The organism is Phytoactinopolyspora alkaliphila, from assembly GCF_010550695.1.
Lineage (GTDB): Bacteria > Actinomycetota > Actinomycetes > Jiangellales > Jiangellaceae > Phytoactinopolyspora > Phytoactinopolyspora alkaliphila.
In genome coordinates this window covers 160,122-183,622 of record NZ_JAAGOB010000010.1, presented here as the reverse complement: position 1 = coordinate 183,622, position 23,501 = coordinate 160,122, and the positions used below count along the sequence as shown (strand labels likewise).

The window sequence follows — 23,501 nt, the reverse complement described above, 5'->3', positions numbered from 1 at the left end:
GCTGCAGGGGGCGAAGAGTGGGCGCCGGTTCGTGGACGGCTCGTGGCCGGCTCGTCACCGGCGCCCGCAGCTTCACAGCAGTGCGTTGACCCGGTCCTCGGCGTCGGCAAGGGCGTCCTCAACCGACTTGCGGCCCGCGGCGGCGCTGCCGAGCTCCTCGGAGACGATGTCCTGCATCTCCTGCTGGCGCTCGATCACCGGAGGCAGCACCACGGCGTCGAGCGAGTCCAGGACCGCCTGCCGGTTCTCCGGAGGCGTCACGTCGAGGTACTCCGAGAGCTTCGACTCGTCCGCCACCGGCGGCAGCTCCCACGACGTCTCCAGCCGCACTTCGGTCGTGGTGTCCGAGGCGGCCAGGAAGTCCACCCACCGCTGCGCGGCGTCGACGTGCTCGCTGCTCGCCGAGACGACAGCGCCGTTGGCGAACATCGCCGAGGCCTTGGTGGTGTCACCGGGCTCGACCACGATGTCCCACTCGAAATCCGTGTCGGCCATGCCGCCGAACATCCAGATGCCGGTGTTCCACATGGCGAGCTTGCCTTCGGCGAAGAGGTTGGAGTCGAAGTCCGGCGTCCCGGCGCCGTCGGCCTCCGTGGGCATCGTCGTTCCCGCCTTCTCCACCAGCCACGACGCGGCACGCACGCCCTCCGCAGTGTTGAAGGTCGCCTCGGTGGCGTCGTCGTTGAGGAACTGCCCACCCGCCTGGGCGAGCGTCTTGTAGAACTCGTGGAAGCTGATCGGCTGGTAGTTGCCCCACACGCCGGCGTCGGCGTCGGTCAGCTCCTCGGCGGCCGCCTGCACGTCCGACCAGGTCCAGTCGCCGGTCGGCAGGTCGACGCCGTTCTCCTCGAACAGGGTCTTGTTGTAGAAGAGCACGACGTTGGAGAACGACGTCGGCACGCCGTACTGCGTACCGTCCCGGTTGAACGCGTCGAGCAGCGACTCCCGGTACGCGCTGCCGTCGATGCCCTCCAGCGGCGCCAGCGACCCGTTCTCCGCATAGGTCACGAAGTTCTCGTAGTTGAGCTCGAAGGCATCCGAGACGGTACCGCCGGCCACCGCCGTCTGCAGCTTGGTGAAGTAGTCCGCGTACGGGATGGTCTCCACCTCAACCTGGACGTCGCTGTGGGCCTCCTCGAACGCCTCGACGATGCGGTCGAGGTCGGCCTCGTGACCGTCGTTCGCCGAGAAGTTCATGTAACGGATGGTGGTGGTGGTCGTGCCTTCGGCGCTGTCCGACTCGGACGTCGAGCTGGAGCTCGACGATCCCTGGGAGCAGGCACCGAGCGCCAGGACGAGGACACCTAGCCCTGCGGTGATGGTGATGGAGCGTCGTCGCACCATGATGAGGTCCTTTCGGTTGCGTTTCACTTGAGGCCGGAGTGCGCCATGCCGGCGATGATGTGTCGTTGCGCGAACAGATAGACCACGGCGATGGGCAGGATGGAGATGACCGAGCCGGCCATCACGACGTTCCACGCGGTGGTGAACTGACCATGCAGTGTGGCGAGACCGAGCGGGAGGGTCATCAGTTCGGGTGAGCGGATGACCACCAGCGGCCATAGGAAGCTGTTCCAGCTGCTCATGAATGCGAACACGGCCAGCGTCGCCAATGCCGGTCGCACCAGCGGGAGGATGATGGTGGCGTAGATGCGCAGGTGGTTCGCGCCGTCGATGGTCGCGGCCTCGTCCAGTTCCCGCGGCACGCTCTCCATCGCCTGCTTGAGCAGGAAGATGCCGAACGCCGACGCCACAGAGGGCGCCAGCAGGGCGAAGTACGTGTCGTTCAGGTTGAACCTGGTCATCTGGATGAACAGCGGAACGACGAGTACCTGCATGGGCACCATCAGCGTCGCCAGGTAGAGGGCGAAGATGATGTTCTTGCCGCGGAACTGCAGGCGTGCGAACCCGTAAGCCGCCATCGACCCAGTGATCAGCTGGAAGACGGTGGCCGCCACGGCCACCCCGAACGAGTTGGCCACGATGCGCCACATCGGCAGCGCCTCGAACAGCGTCCGGTAGGCGTCCAGCGTGGGATCCTCGACGATCAGCGTGGGCCCTCCGGAGAGGTTGCCGTCCGTGGTGATCGAGGTGACGACGGTCCACAGGAACGGGAAGAGCATCACCAGGCCGCCCGCGATCACGCCCAGGTAGAGCATGGTGCGCCGCGGCGCGTTTCGCGGCACCCGCGTGGCCGGCGCCGCCGGCGGACGGGAGACGGTGGAGAGGTCAGCCATAGTGCACCCACCTGCGCTGGCCACGGATCTGAAGGGCGGTGACGGCGAGGATGACGGCGAACAGCAGCCATGAGAGCGCCGACGCCTCACCCGCCCGTCCATACCTGAAAGTCAGGTCGTAGATCTGGCCGACCACCACCTGGCTCGAGCCCGCGGGGCCGCCACCGGTCATCACGTACACCTGGTCGAAGACCTGGAACCCATTGATCAATGAGATGACGATCACGAAGAACGTCGACGGCGAGAGCAGCGGCAGCGTCACGTGCCGGAAGAGCTTCCATCCGCTGGCTCCGTCGATCTTCGCCGCCTCGTACATCTCCTGCGGGATCGCCTGCAGGCCGGCGAGCAGAATGACCATGACGAAGCCGACGTCCTTCCACGCCGAGGCGAGGATGACCGACGGCATCGCCCACGCCGGGTCCGTCCACCAGCCGGGCTGGCCCAAACTGAAGAAGCCGAGCACCTGGTTCACCAGGCCGTTGGACGGGTTGAGCAGCCACTGCCAGACCAGCGCGACGACCACCCAGCTGGTCACCACGGGCAGGAAGTACGCGGCGCGGAAGAACGCCCGTCCCGCCAGCTGCCGGTTCAGCACGATGGCCAGGCCCAGGCCTCCCGCGTAGACGAGCGGGAAGTAGCCGCCGATGTAGAGCAGGGTGTGCCCGAAGACCCGGCGCGTGCCCGGGTCGGTGAGCAGGTGCGCGTAGTTGTCCAGCCCCACCCAGGTCATGGATGAGATCAGGTTCCACTCGTGCAGGCTCACCCAGGCCGACGACACCATCGGCACGAAGGTGAACACCAGCAGCGGTACGCCGCTCGGGAGCAGGAAGAACAACACCCAGCCGGTGGTGCGCACCCGTGGAGAGAGCCGGCGAGTAGTGGCGGGCCGTCCCGGAGACCGTCTCGCCGGCGCCGGCTGGGATGACCCGGCGCCCCGTCGCGCATCGGCCTCGAGTGGGTTGCCGGGCGCCTCAACGGCGGCGTGCTCGGAGCCGAGCTGCGGCTGTGGCCGTGTCATCAGGCCTCGCCCTGGCTGGCGTGCAACCGCTCACGGACCAGCCTGCCCTGGTCACCGCTGGCGCCGGTGGCGTCGAACGGCGAGGCGAAGACCAGCGCCGCGGCCCCGAGAGCCCACTTGTCCTCCGCCCACGGCTCCACCACGTAGGTGAGGCCCCGGCGAGACGGGATCAGGTGCCGCCGGAAGGCCGTCTCGAACCCGGGCTCCCAGTATTCCCAGGCGTCGATACCCTCACCGAGGATCATGATCGTCTCCGGGTCGACCGTGTGAACCACCCCGGCGAGGCCGCGTCCCAGGAGCTCGCCGGCCTCCCGATAGATCTCGCGGGCCGCCGGGTTGCCGTCCTCTGCGGCGGACAGCAGCCCGCGGCTGGTGCCCCGGGGCCCGATAACACCGCGCTCGAGCGCCATCCGGACCAGACCGGCCTCACCGATGTGGGCCTCCAGGCAGCCGTAGGAGCCGCATCCGCACAGTGGCCCGTCGACGGTGATCGGGATGTGCCCGATCTCACCGGCACCCCCGCCGGCGCCCCGGTAGACGGCCCCGTCCACGACGATCCCGCAGCCGATGCCCCGGCCGATCGTGACGACCAGGTACGACGAGTAGGACTGCCCGATGCCGTAGAGCCGTTCGGCGACGGCGAGCGTGTTGACGTCGTTCTCCACGAGAACGGGGACACCGAGCGTCGAACGGAGGATGGGCCCCACGTGGGCCTCGTTCCAGCCGAGGGTGGGAGCCGAGACGATCCCCACCGCCTGCGAGTCCACCGCTCCCGGGATGCCGACACCGACGCCGAGCAGGTGCCGGCCACCGCGATCGTCCATCGCCGCGCCGAGGATGTCACCCAGCCGGTCCAGCGCCGTCGGCGACTCGGGATCGAACGGATGGGACGCCGAGTCACGGACGGTTCCGTCCAGCTCCACGTCGACGACGGCCACATGGTCCGCCGTGACCTTGACGCCGAGGGCACCGCCCGCATCACTGACCAGCCCGATCAGCCGTGCTGGCCTGCCACCGTGCGACGGGACGTGGTCCAGCTCCGCTACCAGGCCCCGGCGCAGCAGGCTCTTGGTCGCCTGGGTGACCGTCGCGGGGCTGACCTCCAGCGTCCGGGCGATGTCCGCCCGAGATGCAGGCCCCCGAGTGCCGAGCAAGCCGAGGATGGCCGACGGGACCAGGTCACCGCGGGCAGCCGCACCGTTCGACGCCGACATGGAAACTCCATTCAGGACTAAATTTAGAAGAAAATTAACATCCCAATAATGTCTCGTCAACAGGAGCAGTATTCGCGTCACCGAGATGTGCCCACGCGTCGGCGGAATGGCACACCGTCCACGAGCTTCCATGTAGTCAGGCACCAACGCCGCAAGCTTCCAGATAGCACCCAGGCGACCACAAGCGTCCGCATGGCCAAGGCGCAACCGCCACAAGCTTCCAGATGGCGCGAGGGCGCGCTGATCAGGCGGGGCGGCCCATCCCTAGCGCCAGATACGCGGCTGCGTAACGCCCGACGGCGAGGAGGGTGACGAACCGGCCGATCTGCGAGCCTTCGGCCGCTCGCACGGGATAGACACGCACCGAAGCCTGTTCGGCCTCGGCCTCCAGCCGCCGTCGAGCGACATCGAGCACGGGCGACTCGGTCCCGTCGTCGAGGATGATCAGCACGGGCCGCAAAGGGGCGGGACCGTCCTCGAACGGGTCGGCGAAAACATCGACCTCGGGTGCGTTGGACAACAGCGGAACCAGTTGCTCGTCGTCCCCGGCTACCGCCGGCCTCCCGCTGGCCGAGCGCAATGCTTCGGCGATCCGTCGCGCGGCCCGCGCAGCGAGTACCGAGCCACCCCATACCAGTGGCGTACTGTCGGCGAGCGCGAGCGCGACCTCCTTGGCCACGTTCTCGTCCACTCCCACGCGGGGTGAGCACCGCTCGGCGATGTCGTCCAGGGCGTCGGCGACCGACTCCGGCTGCACGTCGGGACCGAGCCCGAGCCGGTGCAGAGCACTCAGGACAGGCACCGCCAGCGCCGTCGCGTTCGAGCCCGATGCGGGCAGGAACACCGCGTCCCGCCCATCGGAGACCGTGTGCAGCTCAGATCCCTCGGGCGCGGCGACCAGCAGCGCGCATCCACGCCGTCGCGCCTCCGCTGCCGTGGAAACCGCGTCTATCCCGGAGCCTTCGGCGCAGACCACCACCACCAGATCGAGCGGCCCGGCCCACGCGGGCAGTCCCGGATGCGGCCACGCCACAAACGGCACCGGGCAGATCGGCTCGAGGACGGCCCGGAACAACCGGCCATCCGGTCCGCCGGCCACGACGGCACGGGGCCGGTCCCCGGCGTCGAGGTCCGCGAGGGCGTCCGCGGCGGCGCCGTAGGCGCGGCGCACCTGGGCTCCCCAGCTGGCGATGTCCCGCAGGACACCGTCGATCTGACCGAGCGCTTCAGGGTCGTCGAGGGCGGTGTCGAAGAACACGGCGGCTACGCGTGACGGGCCTGATCGGCAAGGAGGACCGGGATGCCGTCCTGGATCGGATAGGCGAGCCGGCAGCCCGAGCAGACGAGTTCACTCGTCCCACCGGCCGTCTCCACCTCGTCCAGCGAACCGTGGCACACGGGGCAGGCGATCACATCACGCAGCGCCGCATCAAGGCTCATCCCTCTTACTCCTGTCTCTACGCGTCCGGGTTCGCGGTTGCGAGGTCCTTCACCAGGCCCAGCACCTCGTCACGTACCCGCTCCATGGTGGCCCGGTCGGCTCCCTCGACGTTCAGCCGCAACAGCGGCTCCGTATTGGACGGGCGCAGGTTGAACCACCACATCGGACTACCAGTGTGCTCGATCGTGAGGCCGTCCAAGTGGTCGATCCCGATATCGGGCCGGGCGGCGAAGGTCGATTCGACCGCCGCCAAGGTGCCGGCGGTGTCACCGACCCGGCTGTTGAGCTCCCCCGATGCTACGTATCGCTCGTACGGCGCCAGCAAGGAGGAGAGTCCGTCATCGGTGCGCCCCACAGCCGCGAGCACGTGCAGCGCGGCGAGCATGCCCGAGTCCGCGCGCCAGAAATGCCGGAAGTAGAAGTGTGCCGAGTGCTCGCCGCCGAAGACCGCGTCGGTCTCGGCCATGTGCTGCTTGATCAGGGAGTGGCCGACCCGGGTCCGCACCGGCGTTCCGCCGTGCTCTGCGACGATCTCCGGCACGGCTCGCGAGGTGATGAGGTTGTGGACGATGGCCGAGCCGGGCTCGCGCCGGAGTTCCCGGACCGCGATCAGCGCCGTCAGGGTCGAAGGCGAAACGATGTCGCCCCGCTCGTCCACGACGACGCACCGGTCCGCGTCGCCGTCGAAGGCGAGCCCCACGTCGGCGCCGTGTTCCAGGACCGCGCGCCGGAGATCAGCAACATTGCCGGGCTCGATCGGATTCGCCTCGTGGTTGGGGAATGTGCCGTCCAGTTCGAAGTAGAGCGGGACGACGGTGAGCTCCGGGGCGTCCAGAACCGCCGGCACGGTGTGCCCGGCCATGCCGTTCGCGGCGTCGACCACGACGGTCAACGGACGGATCCCGTGCAGATCGACCAGTCCGTGCAGATAGGCGGCGTAATCGGAGAGAACGTCACGGCGTTCGATCCGGCCGGGAGCGCGCGACGGGCTGTGGAAACTGCGCTCGTCCGCTGTCTGTAATCGGCTCACCCACGAGCCACGCCCGCTGCCGGCGAGCTCGGCCTGCGTCAGTTGCTGGATCTCCCGCAAACCGGTGTCCCGCCCGACCGGCGCGGCGCCCCGGCGACAGAACTTGATGCCGTTGTACTCGGCCGGGTTATGGCTGGCCGTGAACATCGCACCGGGAAGATCCAGCGCACCGCTCGCGTAATAGAGCTGGTCGGTCGAGGACAAGCCGATGACGATGACGTCGACCCCGCGCGATGTGGCCCCTTCCGCGAACGCCGCGGACAAGGCCGGGGAGGTGGGCCGCATGTCATGTCCCACCACGAGCGAGCGATCATCCCCGGCAAGCACCTGGGCGGCGGCGACGCCGAACGCGCGAGCCACGTCGACGTCCCACTGGTCAGGTACGACGCCTCGCACGTCGTAGGCCTTGACGATCGCCTCGAGTTCACGCACGCGCCGACACTATCGCGTGATCACTCGTAGACGCGCCGCAGGTAGCCGGCCAGCTGGGTCAGCTCGTCGTCGTTGAAGCGCTCCAGCAGATAGTCGCGAACGCCGCGCTGGTGCGTCTCGCTCGCGTCGCCGAGGCGGCGTTTGCCTTCCTCGGCGAGCGCCGCGTAGAAACCGCGTCCGTCTCGTTCGGCCGGGATGCGGCGCACAAGACCCTCGCTGATCATCCTGTCCACCAGACGGGTCAGGCCGCTGGGTGACAACATGACCAGGTCTGCCAGCTGCGACATCCGCAGCCGCTGCCCCTCGGCTTCGGACAGCCTGGCCAGGACGTCGAACCATGGCAGCGGGAGGCGGTGCAGCTCGTGCAGGTCGGCTTCCAGCTGCCGGACCACGTGCACGTGCGCGCGGTCGAACGCCCGCCAGACCTCGAGCTGCTCGGGGCTGACAAGCTCCTCGGAACCGGACGTGGCATCCATCATCGCCAAATGATCATAAGGGGCGCAAAACCAAGATCAACACGGCCTTCCTCCTGCTGTAACAGTACGAGCGCCGAACGTGTATTCCTAGAGGACAAACGTCACTATTTCCCGATCTTGGACATCTGAATCACGAGGCGGGCACCTGCCTCCGCGTGGTTCCCGAGTCCGAGTTCACCCATCGGTCAACTCCACCGGCCGGGCGATCACGTCGACCATCGCGCCATTGCGGTACGTGATGATCGCCAGCGGCTCCCCGATCGCGTCGGCGAACATCCGCCGCTGTAGGGACTGCGCGTCGTCGACCGGCTCACCACCGACCGTGACGATCAGGTCACCGACCCGCAGCCCAGCGGCCTCCGCGGGACTCGCGGACTCGACATGGACGATGCGCACGCCGCGGCTCCGCCCGATCCGGCCGGCCAGCTCCGGAGGTACCGGAGCGGGCGACGTGGCCACGCCGAGAAAGGCGCGCCGGACCCTGCCCTCACGCAGAAGTGCGGACACGATGCGCTGCGTGGTGTCGTTGATCGGGACCGCCAGACCGAGACCCACACCCGCCACCGCGGTGTTGATGCCCACTACGCGGGCCGTCGAATCGGCCAGGGCACCGCCGGAGTTTCCGGGGTTCAGCGCGGCGTCGGTCTGGATCACGTCCTCGATGATGCGCACAGCCCGCCCGCTCTGCGCGGGCATCGAGCGGCCCAGGCCGCTGACGACGCCGGCGGTCACTGAACCGGAGAGCCCGAGTGGACTGCCGACGGCGACCACGAGCTGTCCCACGGCCAGAGTGTCCGCGCTGCCCAGTTCGGCCGGCTCTGGCGTCGCGCCGTCGGCGCGGATCACGGCCAGGTCGGACAGCCGGTCCCGTCCGATCACGGTGAAGCCGGCCTCCCTGCCGTCCGAGAACGACGCCGTCCCCCGGGTCGCCCGGCCCACCACGTGCGCGTTGGTCAGAAGGAACCCGTCGTTCGTGAACACCACCGCGGAACCGGTGCCGACCACGCCCGTGCGTCCACGCCGCTCGCCGGTAATCGTCAGGCTCGCCACGGACGGGAGAAGCCGGGCAGCCACACCACTGACCACCCTGGAGTACGCGTCCAGCGCATCGCGCTCCGCGTCGTCGACCATCGCCGCCACCTCCGCAACGTCGGAAATGACGGGATAACGCCGGACGCGCTGCGCACCAGTCCCGCGTACGCCCAGAGCGCAAATCCCCAACACGGCCCGCCCCGGAATGATCATGTAAACCATGTTTTCTCGTGCTTCACCAGGTCTGCAGGCATGGTGAAGCACGAGAAAACATGGTTTACATGATCATTTGGAAGAGGGGCGCGGGGGCGCGAGAGCCCGTCAGCCGACGTCGAGGAGAAACATGTCCTCTTCCGTCTCCCGCCGGAGGAGCACTCTGGCCTCGCCGCCGCGCACCGCGATGACTGGCGGCCGCGGCACGTGGTTGTAGGTGTTCGACATGCTTCGCGTGTACGCGCCGGTTCCGGGGACCGCTACCAGGTCACCGGGCTCGATGTCAGCCGGGAGGAACTCGTCCTTGACGACGATGTCACCGCTCTCGCAGTGCTTGCCGACGACGCGGGCCAGGACCGGCTCAGCGTCGGAGCGGCGTGAGGCCAGGGTGCAGGAGTAATCGGCGTCGTAGAGGGCGGTGCGGATGTTGTCGCTCATCCCGCCGTCGACGGAGACATACCGGCGCACGGCCCCGCCGTCGAGCTCCACCGCCTTGACGGTACCCACCTCGTACAACGTGAAGGCGCTCGGACCGGCGATGGAGCGGCCCGGCTCGATGCTGATCCGTGGTGGGGTGAGCCCGTACGCCGCACATTCGTGGGTGACGATCGCGGCCATCCCGGCGGCCAGCTCCTCCGGTGGCTGGGGATCGTCCTGGCTGGTGTAGGCGATGCCGAACCCTCCGCCGAGGTCCAGTTCGGGAAGCTCGACCCCGTGCTCGTCGCGGATCTCGGCGTGCAAGCCCAGCACGCGCCGGGCCGCGACCTCGAAGCCTGAGGTGTCGTAGATCTGAGAGCCGATGTGGGAGTGCAGGCCGACCAGCTCGAGCGACGGCTCGGCCAGGATCCGCCGCACCGCCTGGGCAGCCGCGCCGCCGGCGATGGAGAAGCCGAATTTCTGATCCTCGTGAGCCGTCGCGATGTACTCGTGCGTGTGCGCCTCGACGCCCACCGTTGTGCGGACCATGACCCGCGCACGAGGGCCGCGCTCGGCCGCCAGCGCGGACAGCCGCGCGATCTCGTCGAACGAGTCGACGATGATCCGGCCGACGCCGGCCTCAAGCGCCCGGCTCAGCTCGGAGACGGACTTGTTGTTGCCATGCAGCCCGATCCGTTCGGTCGGGAAGCCGGCCCGCAGCGCCACGGCCAGTTCGCCTCCGGAGCAGACGTCCAGGCCCAGGCCCTCGTCGGCGATCCATCGAGCGACCTCGGTGCACAGGAACGCCTTGCCCGCGTAGTAGACGTCGGCGCCGTCGAAGGCGACGTCGAACGCGTCCCGGAACGCGCGTGCCCGGGACCGGAAGTCGACCTCGTCCACCACGTAGGCCGGGGTCCCGTACTCGGCGGCCAGCGTTCGCACGTCGAGTCCACCGATGCGCAGAACACCGTCGTCGCCCCTCGTGACCGTCGCCGACCACAGTCCCGGCATCAGGGCATTAACGTCGCCGGGAATCTGCAGCCAGGACGGGCGCCGTCGGTGACCTGCCTCGGCGTGCAGAACGCCTGCTTCGTGAGTGTGCATCTACATCCGCTCCGGAGCGGAGACGCCCAGCAGCGCCAGACCGTTGGCCAGCACGACGCGCGTGGCCTCGACCAGCCAGAGCCGGGCCCGATGCGCGTCGGAGACCGGCTCGTCGCCCATGGGCAGAACCCGGCACACGTCGTAGAACTTGTGGAAGGTGGAGGCGGTGTCCTCCAGGTACCGGGCGACGCGGTGTGGTTCCCGCTGTTCGGCGGCCATGGCCACGACACGCGGGAACTCCCCGAGCGCGGCAAGCAGCAAGGACTCCCGCTCGTGGTCCAGAAGCTCAGGCCGCAGGTCACCCAGCTCGATCCCCAGTTCCGCCGCGTTGCGCCGGATGGAGGACAACCGCGCGTGCGCGTACTGCACGTAGAACACCGGGTTGTCCGAGGTCTGCTTGGTGATCTGGGCGACGTCCAGCGTCAGCGGCGAGTCGACCGGATACCGGCACAGCGAGTACCGCAGCGCGTCCACACCGGCGGCGTCGACGACCTCACCGAGGGTGAGCATGGTGCCGGCCCGCTTGGACAGCCGCAGCTCCTGCCCGTCCTGCACGATCTTCACGAGCTGGCCGATAGGGATCTCGATGTTGTACTCGGGATCGTCACCGGTGCACGCGGCCATCGCCTTGAGCCGGCCGATGTAACCGTGGTGGTCGGCTCCGAGCAGGTACACGCAGATGTCGAAGCCGCGCTCGCGCTTGTCGACGTAGTACGCCGTGTCCGAGGCGAAGTAGGTGTACGAACCGTCCTGCTTGATCAGCACGCGGTCCTTGTCGTCGCCGACATCGGTGGTGCGCATCCACAAGGCGCCGTCCGCCTCGTACAGATGTCCCTGCTTGCGCAGGACGTCCAGCCCATGCTCGACCTGGCCGGAATCGTGCAGGCTGCGCTCGGAGAACCACACGTCGAACCTGGTGCGGAACTCCTCCAGCTGGCGTTGCTGCTCGGACAGCTGCAGCCGGTAACCCTCCTCCCGGAAGGCGATCAGCTGCTCGTTGTGCGGCAGCTCCAGGATCTCCGGCCGCTCCGCGACGATGGCCTGGGCCAGCTCGGTCACATAAGAGCCGTGGTATCCGTTCTCGGGCACCTCGGTGCCGTGTGCCCGCGCCATGATCGAGGCGCCGAAGTGGTCCATCTGCACGCCGCGGTCGTTGACGTAGAACTCGCGCGACACCCCGGCGCCGGCCGCCTCCAGCACGCGTGCGATCGCGTCGCCCACCGCCGCCCAGCGGACATGCCCGAGGTGCAGGGGACCGGTGGGGTTGGCCGAGATGAACTCGACGTTGATCCGGACACCCCGCAGGGTGGCCGTGTGGCCGTATCCGGCTCCCGCTTCGACGATGCTCCTCGCCAGCTCGCCCTGCGCGGCGGCCGAGACGGTGATGTTGAGGAACCCCGGCCCGGCGACGTCCACGCGTTCGATGCCCGCGACCTCTCGCAGACGCGCCCCGAGCAGTTCGGCCAGGGCTCGCGGGTTGGTGCCCGCCTTCTTGGCCAGCTGCATCGCCACGTTGGTGGCGTAGTCTCCGTGGTCGCGGTTACGCGGGCGCTCGATGGTCACATCCGCCGGCGGCCCGTCGGGGAGGTCCACCTCACCGGCGTCGACCGCGGCCGCGAGCGCGGCGCGCACCACATGGGAAAGCTGCTCTGGGGTCACCCCGCAAGGGTAGTCACTGTGGCCGGCGCGCCGTCATCCGCGTATGCCATCTCGTCCGTCACCTGAGACAGGACCTCGTCGAGTGAGAGTCCGAGGACGTCCACGACGGCGGCCACCGTGAAGAACGCCGGCATCGGGATCCGGCCACGCTCAATCTTGCGCAGCGTCTCCGCGGAGATCCCTGCCGCGGCGGCGACGGCGGCGATGCTGCGGTCTCCGCGGGCGCGGCGCAATGCGTCACCGAGCCGCTCGCCACGTTCCCGCTCCGAGACAGTCAGGGGTACACGAACCATGCCGTGATACTAATACCGGTATAGTTATCCGGCAACGCCGCCCTTGGCATGGGCTGTGGTCGCTGGAAACGGACATTTCGGGCGCGATCACGACCACAACCCATGCCAAGGGGCCGAGAACAAGAGCGAGGAATGAGAATCATGGTTGAACTCAAGACCCCGGGAGAGATCGATGCCATCGCCGCGGCCGGCGCTGTGGTCGCCTCCGTGCATGCCGCAGTCCGTGCCCACGCCGCCGCCGGCGTCTCGCTGATCGAGCTCGACGCCGTGGCCCGCGACGTGATGGCCGGAGCGGGCGCGGTCTCGTCGTTCCTCGGCTATCAGCCGCGATTCGCACCGTCCCCCTATCCAGCGGTCCTGTGCACCTCGGTCAACGACGTCATGCTCCACGGCATCCCGACCACATACCGATTGCGTGACGGTGACCTGCTCAGCGTGGACTGCGGCGCCAGCGTGGACGGCTGGCACGGGGACGCCGCCGTCAGCTACGTCGTGGGCACCGCGAGTTCAGCCGACGAGAAGCTGATCACCGCCACGGAGGCCACGCTCATGGCCGGAATCGAGGCGGCACAGCCCGGAGCCCGGATGGGCGACATCGGACACGCCATGTCCACTGTGGGACGCGGCGCCGGTTACGGCATGCAGGCGGACTTCGGCGGGCACGGCGTGGGCCGGGCCATGCACGAGGACCCGTTCGTCCCGAACGAGGGAACGCCCGGCAAGGGCTGGCAGCTTCGGCCCGGCCTGGTCATCGCCATCGAGCCCAGCCTCATCGCCAGCGGCGACGACACCTACCGCATCGCCCCCGACGGCTGGTCATTGTGCACGGCCGACGGCAGCAATGGCGCCCACGCGGAGCACACCATCGCGGTCACCGAAGACGGCCCACGGATCCTGACGGGCGGCGATTACAGGTCCGGCCCGGAGTCCTGATAACCTTGGGCGGTCCCTGCCCGCGTAGCTCAGGGGATAGAGCGTCTGCCTCCGGAGCAGAAGGCCGTAGGTTCGAATCCTACCGCGGGCACCCACAGGTCATAGCGATGTCGATCACTAAGCTGTGCACTGATGACACCGATCCGGATGCACGGACAGCGCAACGCGAGTAGTCTTGCTCGGGTTTGCAGCGGCCCTCCACACGCGGCGGCGGCCAAGTCCGCTAGTGTCACGGTTTCGTGTGGTTTGCGTCCGCTACGGGGATATCGGGAGTCGTTTCATGAACGCTCGCGCGACCGGTCGGCGGTTGACGCTCGCCACGATGGCGTCCGCGTTGGTGACCGCCACTGCGGTCGCCGCCAGCGCGTCCCCCGTGCCTGAGGAGCCGGAGGCCCGTCCCGAGGTCGAGATGGGCGAGTTCGAGCCGGCGGACTTCACCGAGCAGGCCGGGCGACTGCCCCGCGACCTCGTCGTCGCCGTCGAGCGTGATCTGGACCTGTCGCCTGAGCAATACCTCGCCCAGGCGGCGACGGCACGCGCCGCCACGGACGTGATCGCCTCGCTCGGTGACGCCGTGTCGTCGGCGTGGCTGGCCGGCCGCGACCTGCACGTCGTGGTGAAGGACCGCTCCGACGAATCCCTTGCGGCCGCGGCCGGCGCCACCGTGCACGTGGGCGACGCGCTGACCGATGCCGCCACGGCGGCGCGCAGCCAGGGCCGCGTGGTGTACATCGACCGACGCGCGGAAGAAGTCGTACCGGTCGAAGAAGACCTCCTGCCCGTGTCGGCCCGGTCCTCGCGAGCACCGGATCCGGATGCGCGGTCCGAGGACGACACGTTGCGCGGCGGCTTCGGCTACTGGACCGACGACGACCTCTATGTCTACGAGTGCACCGCCGCCTTCACGGGCGTCCTCGCCAACGGCAGCTCGGCCGCTCTCACAGCAGGTCACTGTACCGAAGGCGAATCCGGACCGCTGGACCGGCTGACCGGCCTGCTGGGCCTGTCCCTCACCGACGACGACGGCGAGGACGACGGGGACGGCTCCCTCACCGAAGGGGACGACACCGGCGACTCCCCCGTGGTCGAGAACACCGAACATGACGGCGAGCAGGAGGACGAGCAGGACGCCGACGCCGGCGAGGAAGCGCTGGGCGGCTTCGTCGACGGAGCCTCGCGCTACGGCGACGGCCACGACACGGCGCTCGTGGCCATCGCGGCCTCCTGGACCGTGCGTCCCGAAGTCTCGGCGGTGGACGACGAGCAGGCACCGGGCGAGGGCTTGGAGATCTTCGATTCGATCCCCGCGATCACCGGGGCTCCCGCGTGCTCCGGCGGAGCCGCATCCGGCTGGACCTGCGGCCGCATCCTCGCGACGAACACCGAGGCACCAGTCGGCGACGAGATCGTCACCGGCTTCATGTTCGACGCCTGCACGGTGCCGGGCGACGGCGGCGCCCCGGTCGTCATCGGGAACTACGCCCTGGGCACTGTCTCCGGCTCGACGATGACCGACGCCGACTGTGCTGAACGAGACCGCGCCGAGTCATCGCACGTCGCTCTCGGCTACGCCCTGGCCGGTGCCGAGCACAGCGCGTTCGCGCTCTACGAGGACGAGTGGAGCTTGTCCATTTACGTCGGCACCCCAGAGGTCACCGCCCCCGTCGAGGGAGATGTGACCGGCCAGCAGCCGACGATCCGTGGTCGGATCGACGCCGCCGCAGGCACGACGGTCACGGTCACGGTAGGTGGCGCCGATCCCGTCGAGGCCGAAGTTCGAGCGGACGGCCGGTGGCGGGCTCCGCTGGAAGATTCGCTGACCGCCGGCGAGCACAGCTACAGCGTCACCGCGCGGCACACACCCACTACCGGGGGCGAAACAACGGTCTCGGAGACCGTTACCGGTTCGTTCGAGGTGGACGAGGTCGCCGCGCTCGTGGTGGCGACGCCGGCGGACCGCGAGGCGACGTCCAGCACACGCCCGCGCTTCTCCGGTACCGGAGAGCCCAGAGCGCGCATTTCACTCAAGTTCGACGACCAGACGACGACGACCGTGGTCGACGACGACGGCGCCTGGACCGTCACCCCGCGTGAGGCCCGCCGGGCCGGCCGCTTCGATGCCACGATCACGCAACTGGCCGGGGACACGGAGGACGAGACAATCGTCGAAGGCATCGGGATCGTTCCCGGGGCCCCGCTGGTCTCCGATATCTCGGGCGGCGTATCGAACGGCTACGTGGTGCTGGGCACCGCGATGCCCGGAAGCACGGTCGCGGCGCGAGTGGAGCCGTTCCAGCCGGAGGACTCCGGCGAGCCCACCGCGTCCGCCAGGGAACACGTCGCCCAAGCAGACGAGAGCGGCGGCTGGGAGGTCAATCTCGGTGACCTGCCCCCCGGCAAGTACACCGTCAGCGCCGTTCAGGCTGTCGACGACCTGATCTCCGAACGCTCCGCCGCCGCCACTGTCGACGTGGTGGGGCTCGACGCCCGCGGCACCCGCGCCGCCGACCCCGACGACCTCGCCGAGACGGGAACATCTCCGGCTCCGTTCATCGCGGTCGCCGCGATACTGTTCACCTTGGGCGGATCGACCCTGTTCTGGCGCCGCCGTCGCAGCACATCGCCGGCCTGACACCGGTCTCGGCATTTCCCACTCAGTGGGACATCTCGGTACCTGAGACGAAAGCGATGAGCTTTCTCGAAAGCCGGCAGCCTTGCGCATGTCCTTTCCGCACCAAAATGGGCGCTGGTTCCCCTGGTGGGGCGATCGTTACCAAATGTTAACCAAGATCACCGCTAGGGTGCAGGTGCGCGCGGACTAGACCTTCCGGTAGCGTGACCCCGGTTCCGGTCCTCCGTCTCAATGCGGCGGAGGTGCGTCGCCCTGTGGGAGACGAGGGCATCCGGAACATGATGTTCATGACACAGAACTGGAGACATGCGTGAGTAACTCCGTGTACCGCTTCCGACGCGGTGCCAAGCGAGCAGCGGGATTCGTCGCTGCCGCTTCGCTCGTCGGCGGCGGTGTGGTGGCCACAGCCGGCGCCGCCTACGCAGACGAAGACACCCCTGCAGCAACCATCGAAACCTTCAACGCGGAGGACTTCTCCGCTCAGGCCGCCGAACTTCCCGGCGGTCTCAAGGACGCCATCCAGCGCGATCTCGGGATTTCGGCCGAGCAGTACCTGGCCAACGCAGAGACCGCCAAGGTTGCGGCTGACGTCGCGGCCACCCTCTCCGCCGACGGTGTCGGCGTCGAGGGCGTTTCCATCGACGGACAGGACGTCACCATCTACGTCTCGGCCGAGGCCGACGTCGATGCTGCTCTGGCCGTCGGAGCCAACGTCGAGGTCGGCAAGCCCGAGTCCGGCGACTACTCCGACTACGAGTTCGAGGCCAAGGCCGACCACAAGGGCGGCTACGGCTACGCGATCCCCACGGACGAGACCTACACCGGCGCTTACCGCTGTTCCGTCGGCTTCAGCGGCTTCGCGCCCAACGGTGACGACCGGTTCCTCACCGCCGGACACTGCGGTCTCGACAAGTCCTACACCGAGTTCGAAGGGCCGGTGCACCACATCGACCTGGATGAGCCGATCTGGGACACCGACGAGTGGTTCTTCGAGGACTTCCCCGGTCCCGGCCTGGGAGAGCTCGTCAGCGGGACGTTCAAGTTCGGCGTTGACGTGCACCACGACGGTGGCCTCATCGACGTCACCGAAGGTGACTGGGAAGGCGTTCCGCAGGTCGCAGGCTGGGGCGGCGGCAGCGGCAACCCCGACGCCGACTCGGTGACGGTCTACGACTCGATCGACGCGGTCGTGGGCGCGCAAGCCTGCAAGTCCGGCGCCACCTCGGGCTGGAGCTGCGGCGAGATCAGCGACGCCGAAGTGACCGTCGAGTTCACCACGGGTGAGACCATCACCGGCTTCGTGTTCGACGCCTGCATGCTCGGCGGCGACAGCGGCGGCTCCATCGTGGTCGGCAACTACGCGCTCGGCGTGAACTCCGGTTCCAACTTCGACGACTGCGACGACGACGGCTTCGGCATCGGCTACGCGGTTTCCGGCGGCGACTACAACGCCACGGACCTGTACGGCGCCGAGTGGGAGCTCAACGTCGAGGTCAACGTCCCGTCGGTCGACGACGAGGCTCTGGTCGGCGAGTCCGGCACCGTGCTCTCCGGTTCGGTCGAGGCCGCCGGCGTGAACCACACCGTCGACGTCACCGTCGAGGGCGTGGGTGACTTCGAGGCCACCGTCGACGCCGATGGCGACTTCGCCGTCACCATCGACGAGCAGCTTGAGGTCGGCACCGAGTACACCTACGTCGCTCAGGCGTTCTACGGCAACTACTCCTCCTCCGCCGAAGCCCCGGGCACCTTCACGGTGGTCGAGGGCGAGCCGGAGCCGGAGGTCGCCGAGCTGGAGATCACCTCCCCGAGCGACGGTCAGACCACCAGCAACGCGCGTCCGCCCTTCGAGGGCACCGGCGAGCCCGGCGCTGAGGTCACGCTGAGTGTCGGCGACGACGAGTTCGGCGCCGCCACCATCACCGACGAGGGCGCCTGGGAGATCAAGCCCGACTCCGACCTGCCGCGGGGCGAGCGTTTCGACGCGACCGTCACGCAGGTTGCCGGCGAGGACGTCCAGACCGCGACGGTCAGTGACCTGGGCATCCGACTTCCTGAGGTGACCATCACGGCTCCTGAGGACGGCGCCGAGGTCTCCGGTGACGTCGTCTTCGAGGGAACCTCGTTCCCCGGCGCCGAGGTCGGCCTGTACCTCGAGGGTGAGATCAGCGCCAGCGACGACGCCGCCCCGGCCCTGGGTGCGGCCTCCGACGAGTTCGCCGCGACGGACGAGGACGAGGACTACACCGCCTGGGAAGGCGACTTCGAGATCGACGAGGACGGCAACTGGAGCTTCACTCCGGACGAGGCACTGGAGGACGGCGAGTACACGCTGACCGCCATGGCCGTGCTTCCGGATGGAGACGCCGAGCTGTCCGAGTCGGAGGCGTCGGTCACCTTCACCGTCACCACAGGTGGCAACGGTGGCGACAACGGCGACGACGACGAGGACCTGCCGGACACCGGTTCGAGCAGCCTGCCGATGATCCTCATCGGTGTCGGCCTGCTGGCCGCCGGTGGCGGCGCGCTCGCTCTTCGGGCCCGTCGTAACACCTCCAACGTCTGAGGTTCGCGCCTCACACGCGGGATAAGCAACGCATAGACGAGCGGCCCGCCCCGGATCCTTCCGGGGCGGGCCGCTCGTCTATGCGCGCCCCGGATGCGCACGTCCCGGCCTGGGCTACCCGTGTCCGGATATCGACGGTGCATGTCCGTCCATCGCGCGCCGACTCTGTCACCGCGGCCCGATACTGTTTCCTGGATCGCGCTGCACATCGGCCAGCAGCGCCAGGAAGGGACGCACGATGTCGCGGCGTGGGTGGGTTCTGTTCATCGCCATGGGATTGATCTGGGGCATTCCATACATGCTCACCAAGGTGGCTGTCGACGAGGTGCCGCCCGCAGCTTTGGTGTTCGCCCGGACCGCGATCGGGGCGGCAATCCTCCTGCCGCTCGCCGCCAAGCAGGGGTACCTGCGGCCCGTGCTCAGACACTGGCGTGCCCTCCTGGTATTCACCGGCGTCGAGATCTGTATCCCGTGGCTGTTGCTCAGCTACGCGCAGCAAGACCTCTCCAGCTCCCTCACCGGGCTCCTCATCGCCGCTGTGCCGTTGGTGGGCGCGGTGATCGTCGCCACCACCGGCCATGAACACGTGGATCGCCGCCGTGTCCTCGGCCTGCTGGTGGGTTTCGCCGGCGTGGCCGCGCTGGTGGGCTTCGACATCGACGCCAGCAGCCTGTGGTCGGTAGCCGCCATCGGAGGGGTGGCCGTCGGCTACGCTCTCGGGCCGATCATCCTGTCCAAATACCTCGCGGGCCAGCCAGGCCTCGGCGTCATGGCATGCTCGCTCACCATCGCGGCGCTCGTGTACACGCCATTCGGCATAGCGCTGTGGCCTGAGGAGGCGCTCAGCACGCCCGCATGGCTCAGCGTCGGCGGCCTCGGCGTGATCTGCACAGCCATAGCCTTCGTCGTCTTCTTCATGCTGATCGCCGAGGTCGGTCCGGCCCGGGCCACCGTGATCACCTACATCAATCCCGCGGTGGCACTGGTGCTCGGCGTATCCATTCTCGACGAGCCGTTCACGGCCACCACGGCGTTCGGTTTCGCTCTCATTCTGACCGGTTCGGTGCTGGCCACTGCCCGTGATCTGCGACCTCGTGCACGTGATACCGACCTCCCGACCGTCCAGCCGTCATGACTTCACCCACTCCTGACACTTCTCCATCACGCCGCCGACGTTCTGCGCTGGCTAGCCGGGCCACAGGGTGGCATCGACGGCATGTTTCGGCGAGCGCGGTGCGGCACGGGCTACTCGCTCCCGAGGCTGACCACGTCGTCGGCCCACACGTCGAGAAGCTCGCGATCGTGGCTCACCGCCAGCACGCCCATCCGCCGACCGCTGACCTCACGGCGGACTTCACTCACCAGCGCGGCGGCCGTGGAGGCGTCCAGCATCGACGTCATCTCGTCACACACCAGGTAGCGCGGGCGAAGCGCCAGAGCACGGGCCAGGCACGCACGCTGCAGCTGGCCATCGCTCACCTCGTGCGGCCGGCGAGCCAGCAGATCGCCAGTCAACTCCACCCGCGAGACGAGCTCCCTTACCCGTGCTTCGGCGTCCGACGACGGGACATGGGTGGCACGCAGCGGTTCGGCGATGACGTCGGCCAACGTGAACCGAGGATCCACCGAACGACGCGGGGACTGGAACACCACCCCGACGGCGGTGCGCAATTGACGCGGAATCCGGTGCCGCGCGCCGCCTGCCAGCACGCCGTCCACCCACACTTCACCGGACCAGGCCGGAAGGAGCATCGCGAGCACCCGGGCGAGGGTCGATTTCCCACAGCCGCTGGGGCCGGCAAGCCCCACGACCTGCCCGGGCCCGACGATCACGCCCGCTTGCCGGAGCACCGGCGCACCGCGGCGGTACCCGACGGTGATCTGCGTAGCCGTCAGCGACATGCCACCGCCCTCTCGCCGAACCAGGTCAGTGCCAGATCGCCGGAACATTCACCGGGACAGCGGCGATGAAACGCGCAGCCCGGTGGCAGATCCGTCAACGACGGAGGCTGGCCGGGGATCGGCACCAGACCTCCCGCGGGCAACGCCCTCAGCAATCCGCGGGTGTAGTCGTGCCACGAATCGGACAGGAGCTGTGTGGCCGGGCCGAACTCCAGCATCCGACCTGCGTACATGACGGCGATGTCATCCGCGACCCGTTCGGCCGCCCCGAGATCGTGGGTGATCAGCAGCACCGTGCGGCCTTCGGAGGCCAGGGCACGCAAGAGGTCGACCGTCAGGTGCACCAGCTCCCGGTCCAGACCGGCGGTGGGTTCGTCGGCGACGACCACTCGCGGGTCGCCGGCCAGGGCCAACGCGGTGGCGACCCGCTGCGCCATTCCACCGGACATCTCGTGGGGGTAGAGCGCGAGATCGGCCGGATCCAGACCCACATGGCCGGCCAGCTCACGCACTCGCTCCGTGATCGTCAACGATTGCCCGCGTGATGACGCGCCGAACCGCCGATGACCACGGGGGGTGAGAGCCCGCACCGCTTCCTCGAGCTGGGAACGGGCAGTCCGCACGGGGGTGAGGTGCGTCGACGCGGACTGCGGGACAAGGCCGATCCGCCGGCCTCGCACCTTCGCAGCCAGGCGTGTCTCCGAAGCCCGGAGCAGGTCGATCGACTCCCCGCCGTCATGGAGCATGATCCGCCCACGAACTTGCGCGTTAGCCGGCAGCAGCCCGAGGATCGTGGCCGCCAGCACCGATTTGCCGCTGCCGCTTTCCCCGACAAGGGCCAGCACCCGGCCCGGGCGGAGACCGAACGAGACGTCGTTCAGAGCATGCACCACATGTCCGAGTGGGGTCCTGATCCGGACCGACAGCCGGTGGACGTCCACGAGGACGTCGGGTGCAGGCGTATCACTCGCGCGATGCCGTTGATCATGGGCTGACGTCGTCATCGCATCTCCTCGGCAAGGCGCCGGGGCAGCACCCGGTCTCGCCAGGCGGCGCCACACGCGGCGACCGCGAGAGTGGTGAGGACGAGCATCAGCGACGGGAATACCAGCGTCCACCACGACCCGAGCAGCAACGACTCGCGAGCCTCGTCGAGAAGAGTGCCGAGGCTGGCGCGGTGCGGCGGCAGCCCGAGACCGAGAAAGCTCAGGGCCGACTCGTGCCATACCGCATGAGGCAGGAGAAGGACGGCGGCCAGCACCGCCTGCGGGACCACGGCGGGCAGGAAGTGCCGCCGGATGACCCTCCGCCGGCTGGCCCCACCGGAGATCGCGGCATCGATGAACTCCCGCTGCCGCAACGACAGGACCTCGGACCTGATCAACCGCGCCACCGGGGCCCAGTGAGTCAGCGCGATCGACGCCACGATCGCCACCAGGCTTCCCCGATACAGGGCCACGATCACGATCCCCAGCAACAGGTGAGGCACGGCGTTCACCGTGTCCACCACCCGCATGACGATCCGGTCCACCCAGCCGCCCAGAGCTCCGGCCAGTGCGCCCACGGCCACACCCAGGATCGTCGACAGCACGGCGCACAGGCCGGCGATCAGCAACGAGATGCGCAGGCCGGCGGCCGTGCGGACGAACAGGTCGCGGCCCGCCTGGTCGGTTCCGAACGGATGTGCGGCCGACGGCACCGTACCCGCCATCGACAGGTCCACCATCCGCTCGTCGATACCGGCGACCGCGGGCACCAGGACCGCGTAGGCGATCAGTATCGCCAACGCCGTCATCCCGGCGCCGAGCCGGCGCCGCGCCGGCCACCGGGCCCGCTTCGTGGTCCGCCGGGCTCGAGTCCAGCTCCGGCCGGCGTCGATCCACTCACCTGGATCGCCGCGGTCCTTCGCTGCTTCCCCCGGGCTCACACGAGTCGCGTCAGCCATCGGTCGCCACCCTCGGATCCAGGAGCGCGTAGGCCACATCCGCGATCAGCGACCCCAGCAGGACGACCACCGCGGACAGCAACGTCAGGGCCGCCAGCATGGGGAAGTCCACCTGAGTGGCGGAGCGGACCACCGCTTCGGCCACGCCCGGCCAGGAGAAGACCGACTCGACCAGGATCGCTCCGGTCACCAGCTCCGGCAGTCGCGTGCCGACCAGCGTGATGAACGGCAGCAACGCCGTGGGCAGCACATGGCGCAGCATCACCACCCGCGCCGCCAGGCCCCGTGCCCGTGCCCCGGTGACATGATCCTCGCCAAGAGCACCGAGCAGCGACTGCCGCACGTGCAGGAGCAGCCACGGCATCTGCGCGATGGCCAGGACACCCGCGGGCAGCACCAGATGCCGCGCGACCTGGCCGAAGCTCACCTCCGCCCCCGCATCGGTGAGCCCCGCGACCGGAAGCCAGGACAGCCCGAGGGCGAACACGCCGATCGCCACCAGGGCGGAGACGAAGGGCGGAACGCCCTCAAGCGCATGCGCCAGCCCCGTCACGAGCCGATCGGCCAGGCCGCCCTGCCGCCACGCCGTCCAGACACCGAGGACCAGCGCGCCCAGCACGGCTCCGGCGAGCGCGGTGCCGGCCAGGAGCATCGTCCAGGGAAGCCGCTCGGCCAGCACCTGTGCCACCGGCTGTCCGTACACCCGCGACGTGCCGAGATCACCGGACAGGAGGCTGCCGAGCCACCGGGTGTACTGCTCGTACCACGGGTCGTCGAGCCCCAGCGTCACACGCAATTGCTCCTGCTCCGCGGCGCCCGACGTCAGGTACCGGTCTCCCAGATAGCCCGCCAGCGGATCGAAGGGTGAGGCCGCCGCAAGGCCGAAGACCACCGCCGACGTCAGGAACAGCACGGGCGCGACCATCGCCAGCCGGCGAAAAGCCATCCGCGCGATCA

Annotated in this window: 20 protein-coding genes and 1 tRNA gene; 5 read left to right on the top strand and 16 right to left on the bottom strand. The window is 68.8% G+C overall.

From position 1 onward, the window contains the following. Positions 1–72 precede the first annotated feature (72 nt). The 12 genes from G1H11_RS18485 to G1H11_RS18430 all read right to left on the bottom strand — a co-directional run bounded on the left by G1H11_RS18485 (position 73) and on the right by G1H11_RS18430 (position 12,566). A complete protein-coding gene (locus G1H11_RS18485) occupies positions 73–1,344 on the bottom strand; it encodes an ABC transporter substrate-binding protein (RefSeq protein WP_163820061.1) in 1,272 nt (423 codons plus the stop codon). A 23-nt stretch (positions 1,345–1,367) separates the two neighbouring features. Further along, positions 1,368–2,159, bottom strand: coding sequence for a carbohydrate ABC transporter permease (locus G1H11_RS18480; protein ID WP_425501255.1), 792 nt, complete (start codon positions 2,157–2,159; stop codon positions 1,368–1,370). 70 nt (positions 2,160–2,229) lie between these two features. Continuing rightward, entirely contained in the window at positions 2,230–3,255 is a 1,026-nt protein-coding gene (locus G1H11_RS18475) for a carbohydrate ABC transporter permease (protein ID WP_174257756.1), read from the bottom strand. Beyond that, positions 3,255–4,469 carry an ROK family transcriptional regulator gene (locus tag G1H11_RS18470; protein ID WP_163820059.1) on the bottom strand — a complete coding sequence of 405 codons (1,215 nt, stop codon included), beginning with the start codon at positions 4,467–4,469 and terminating at the stop codon, positions 3,255–3,257. The genes G1H11_RS18475 and G1H11_RS18470 overlap by 1 nt, the downstream gene beginning before the upstream one ends. 244 nt (positions 4,470–4,713) lie before the next feature. Then, positions 4,714–5,727, bottom strand: a complete 1,014-nt coding sequence (locus G1H11_RS18465) for an SIS domain-containing protein (RefSeq protein ID WP_163820058.1) — start codon at positions 5,725–5,727, stop codon at positions 4,714–4,716. A gap of 5 nt (positions 5,728–5,732) precedes the next feature. After that, the gene (locus tag G1H11_RS18460) at positions 5,733–5,909 is read right to left on the bottom strand and encodes a Trm112 family protein (protein WP_163820057.1); all 177 of its coding nucleotides are present in this window, start codon (positions 5,907–5,909) and stop codon (positions 5,733–5,735) included. 17 nt (positions 5,910–5,926) lie between these two features. After that, positions 5,927–7,372, bottom strand: a complete 1,446-nt coding sequence (locus G1H11_RS18455) for a phosphomannomutase/phosphoglucomutase (protein ID WP_163820056.1) — start codon at positions 7,370–7,372, stop codon at positions 5,927–5,929. Positions 7,373–7,392: 20 nt separating this feature from the next. Further along, positions 7,393–7,851: a MarR family winged helix-turn-helix transcriptional regulator gene (locus G1H11_RS18450; RefSeq protein ID WP_216843909.1), complete on the bottom strand. Its 459-nt coding sequence runs from the start codon at positions 7,849–7,851 to the stop codon at positions 7,393–7,395. Between the two features lie 171 nt (positions 7,852–8,022). After that, complete coding sequence (locus G1H11_RS18445; protein WP_163820055.1) at positions 8,023–8,979, bottom strand: S1C family serine protease; 957 nt, start codon at positions 8,977–8,979, stop codon at positions 8,023–8,025. 222 nt (positions 8,980–9,201) lie between these two features. Then, positions 9,202–10,614, bottom strand: a complete 1,413-nt coding sequence (gene lysA, locus G1H11_RS18440) for a diaminopimelate decarboxylase (protein WP_163820054.1) — start codon at positions 10,612–10,614, stop codon at positions 9,202–9,204. Beyond that, positions 10,615–12,273 carry an arginine--tRNA ligase gene (argS, locus tag G1H11_RS18435; RefSeq protein ID WP_163820053.1) on the bottom strand — a complete coding sequence of 553 codons (1,659 nt, stop codon included), beginning with the start codon at positions 12,271–12,273 and terminating at the stop codon, positions 10,615–10,617. It abuts the gene before it with no gap. After that, positions 12,270–12,566 carry a helix-turn-helix domain-containing protein gene (locus G1H11_RS18430; RefSeq protein ID WP_163820052.1) on the bottom strand — a complete coding sequence of 99 codons (297 nt, stop codon included), beginning with the start codon at positions 12,564–12,566 and terminating at the stop codon, positions 12,270–12,272. The genes argS and G1H11_RS18430 overlap by 4 nt, the downstream gene beginning before the upstream one ends. A gap of 141 nt (positions 12,567–12,707) precedes the next feature. Between G1H11_RS18430 and map the strand changes: the two genes are divergently transcribed. The 5 genes from map (at position 12,708) to G1H11_RS18405 (ending at position 19,832) form a co-directional block, all read left to right on the top strand. Continuing rightward, positions 12,708–13,499 carry a type I methionyl aminopeptidase gene (gene map / locus G1H11_RS18425; protein WP_163820051.1) on the top strand — a complete coding sequence of 264 codons (792 nt, stop codon included), beginning with the start codon at positions 12,708–12,710 and terminating at the stop codon, positions 13,497–13,499. Positions 13,500–13,517: 18 nt separating this feature from the next. After that, positions 13,518–13,590: transfer RNA gene (locus G1H11_RS18420), tRNA-Arg, on the top strand. Positions 13,591–13,779: 189 nt separating this feature from the next. Next, on the top strand, positions 13,780–16,131 hold the full coding sequence (locus G1H11_RS18415) for an LPXTG cell wall anchor domain-containing protein (RefSeq protein WP_163820050.1): 2,352 nt from the start codon (positions 13,780–13,782) through the stop codon (positions 16,129–16,131). A 310-nt stretch (positions 16,132–16,441) separates the two neighbouring features. Then, positions 16,442–18,697, top strand: a complete 2,256-nt coding sequence (locus tag G1H11_RS27160) for an LPXTG cell wall anchor domain-containing protein (protein WP_163820049.1) — start codon at positions 16,442–16,444, stop codon at positions 18,695–18,697. Between the two features lie 238 nt (positions 18,698–18,935). Continuing rightward, entirely contained in the window at positions 18,936–19,832 is an 897-nt protein-coding gene (locus G1H11_RS18405; protein WP_163820048.1) for a DMT family transporter, read from the top strand. A gap of 110 nt (positions 19,833–19,942) precedes the next feature. Here G1H11_RS18405 and G1H11_RS18400 read toward each other — a convergent pair whose 3' ends face one another. Genes G1H11_RS18400 through G1H11_RS18385 form a run of 4 tightly spaced genes read right to left on the bottom strand, consistent with a single transcriptional unit; the run spans position 19,943 to position 23,490 of the window. Next, positions 19,943–20,599 (bottom strand): ABC transporter ATP-binding protein, encoded by a 657-nt coding sequence (locus tag G1H11_RS18400; protein WP_163820047.1) that lies wholly within the window; start codon positions 20,597–20,599, stop codon positions 19,943–19,945. Then, complete coding sequence (locus G1H11_RS18395) at positions 20,590–21,603, bottom strand: ABC transporter ATP-binding protein (RefSeq protein ID WP_163820046.1); 1,014 nt, start codon at positions 21,601–21,603, stop codon at positions 20,590–20,592. The genes G1H11_RS18400 and G1H11_RS18395 overlap by 10 nt, the downstream gene beginning before the upstream one ends. Next, complete coding sequence (locus tag G1H11_RS18390; protein ID WP_216843908.1) at positions 21,600–22,544, bottom strand: ABC transporter permease; 945 nt, start codon at positions 22,542–22,544, stop codon at positions 21,600–21,602. The genes G1H11_RS18395 and G1H11_RS18390 overlap by 4 nt, the downstream gene beginning before the upstream one ends. After that, the gene (locus tag G1H11_RS18385; protein ID WP_163820045.1) at positions 22,537–23,490 is read right to left on the bottom strand and encodes an ABC transporter permease; all 954 of its coding nucleotides are present in this window, start codon (positions 23,488–23,490) and stop codon (positions 22,537–22,539) included. Before G1H11_RS18385 ends, G1H11_RS18390 begins: the two co-directional genes overlap by 8 nt. Positions 23,491–23,501: the final 11 nt, after the last annotated feature.

What these genes read in the sequence shown, in the direction of transcription:
- G1H11_RS18485 (WP_163820061.1), bottom strand. Translation starts at nt 1,344, where the DNA reads ATGGTGCGACGACGCTCCATCACCATCACCGCAGGGCTAGGTGTCCTC.
- G1H11_RS18480 (WP_425501255.1), bottom strand. Translation starts at nt 2,159, where the DNA reads ATGCTCTACCTGGGCGTGATCGCGGGCGGCCTGGTGATGCTCTTCCCG.
- G1H11_RS18475 (WP_174257756.1), bottom strand. Translation starts at nt 3,255, where the DNA reads ATGACACGGCCACAGCCGCAGCTCGGCTCCGAGCACGCCGCCGTTGAG.
- G1H11_RS18470 (WP_163820059.1), bottom strand. Translation starts at nt 4,469, where the DNA reads ATGTCGGCGTCGAACGGTGCGGCTGCCCGCGGTGACCTGGTCCCGTCG.
- G1H11_RS18460 (WP_163820057.1), bottom strand. Translation starts at nt 5,909, where the DNA reads ATGAGCCTTGATGCGGCGCTGCGTGATGTGATCGCCTGCCCCGTGTGC.
- G1H11_RS18450 (WP_216843909.1), bottom strand. Translation starts at nt 7,851, where the DNA reads ATGATGGATGCCACGTCCGGTTCCGAGGAGCTTGTCAGCCCCGAGCAG.
- G1H11_RS18445 (WP_163820055.1), bottom strand. Translation starts at nt 8,979, where the DNA reads ATGGTCGACGACGCGGAGCGCGATGCGCTGGACGCGTACTCCAGGGTG.
- lysA (WP_163820054.1), bottom strand. Translation starts at nt 10,614, where the DNA reads ATGCACACTCACGAAGCAGGCGTTCTGCACGCCGAGGCAGGTCACCGA.
- G1H11_RS18430 (WP_163820052.1), bottom strand. Translation starts at nt 12,566, where the DNA reads ATGGTTCGTGTACCCCTGACTGTCTCGGAGCGGGAACGTGGCGAGCGG.
- map (WP_163820051.1), top strand. Translation starts at nt 12,708, where the DNA reads ATGGTTGAACTCAAGACCCCGGGAGAGATCGATGCCATCGCCGCGGCC.
- G1H11_RS18415 (WP_163820050.1), top strand. Translation starts at nt 13,780, where the DNA reads ATGAACGCTCGCGCGACCGGTCGGCGGTTGACGCTCGCCACGATGGCG.
- G1H11_RS18405 (WP_163820048.1), top strand. Translation starts at nt 18,936, where the DNA reads ATGTCGCGGCGTGGGTGGGTTCTGTTCATCGCCATGGGATTGATCTGG.
- G1H11_RS18400 (WP_163820047.1), bottom strand. Translation starts at nt 20,599, where the DNA reads ATGTCGCTGACGGCTACGCAGATCACCGTCGGGTACCGCCGCGGTGCG.
- G1H11_RS18395 (WP_163820046.1), bottom strand. Translation starts at nt 21,603, where the DNA reads ATGACGACGTCAGCCCATGATCAACGGCATCGCGCGAGTGATACGCCT.
- G1H11_RS18390 (WP_216843908.1), bottom strand. Translation starts at nt 22,544, where the DNA reads ATGGCTGACGCGACTCGTGTGAGCCCGGGGGAAGCAGCGAAGGACCGC.
- G1H11_RS18385 (WP_163820045.1), bottom strand. Translation starts at nt 23,490, where the DNA reads ATGGCTTTTCGCCGGCTGGCGATGGTCGCGCCCGTGCTGTTCCTGACG.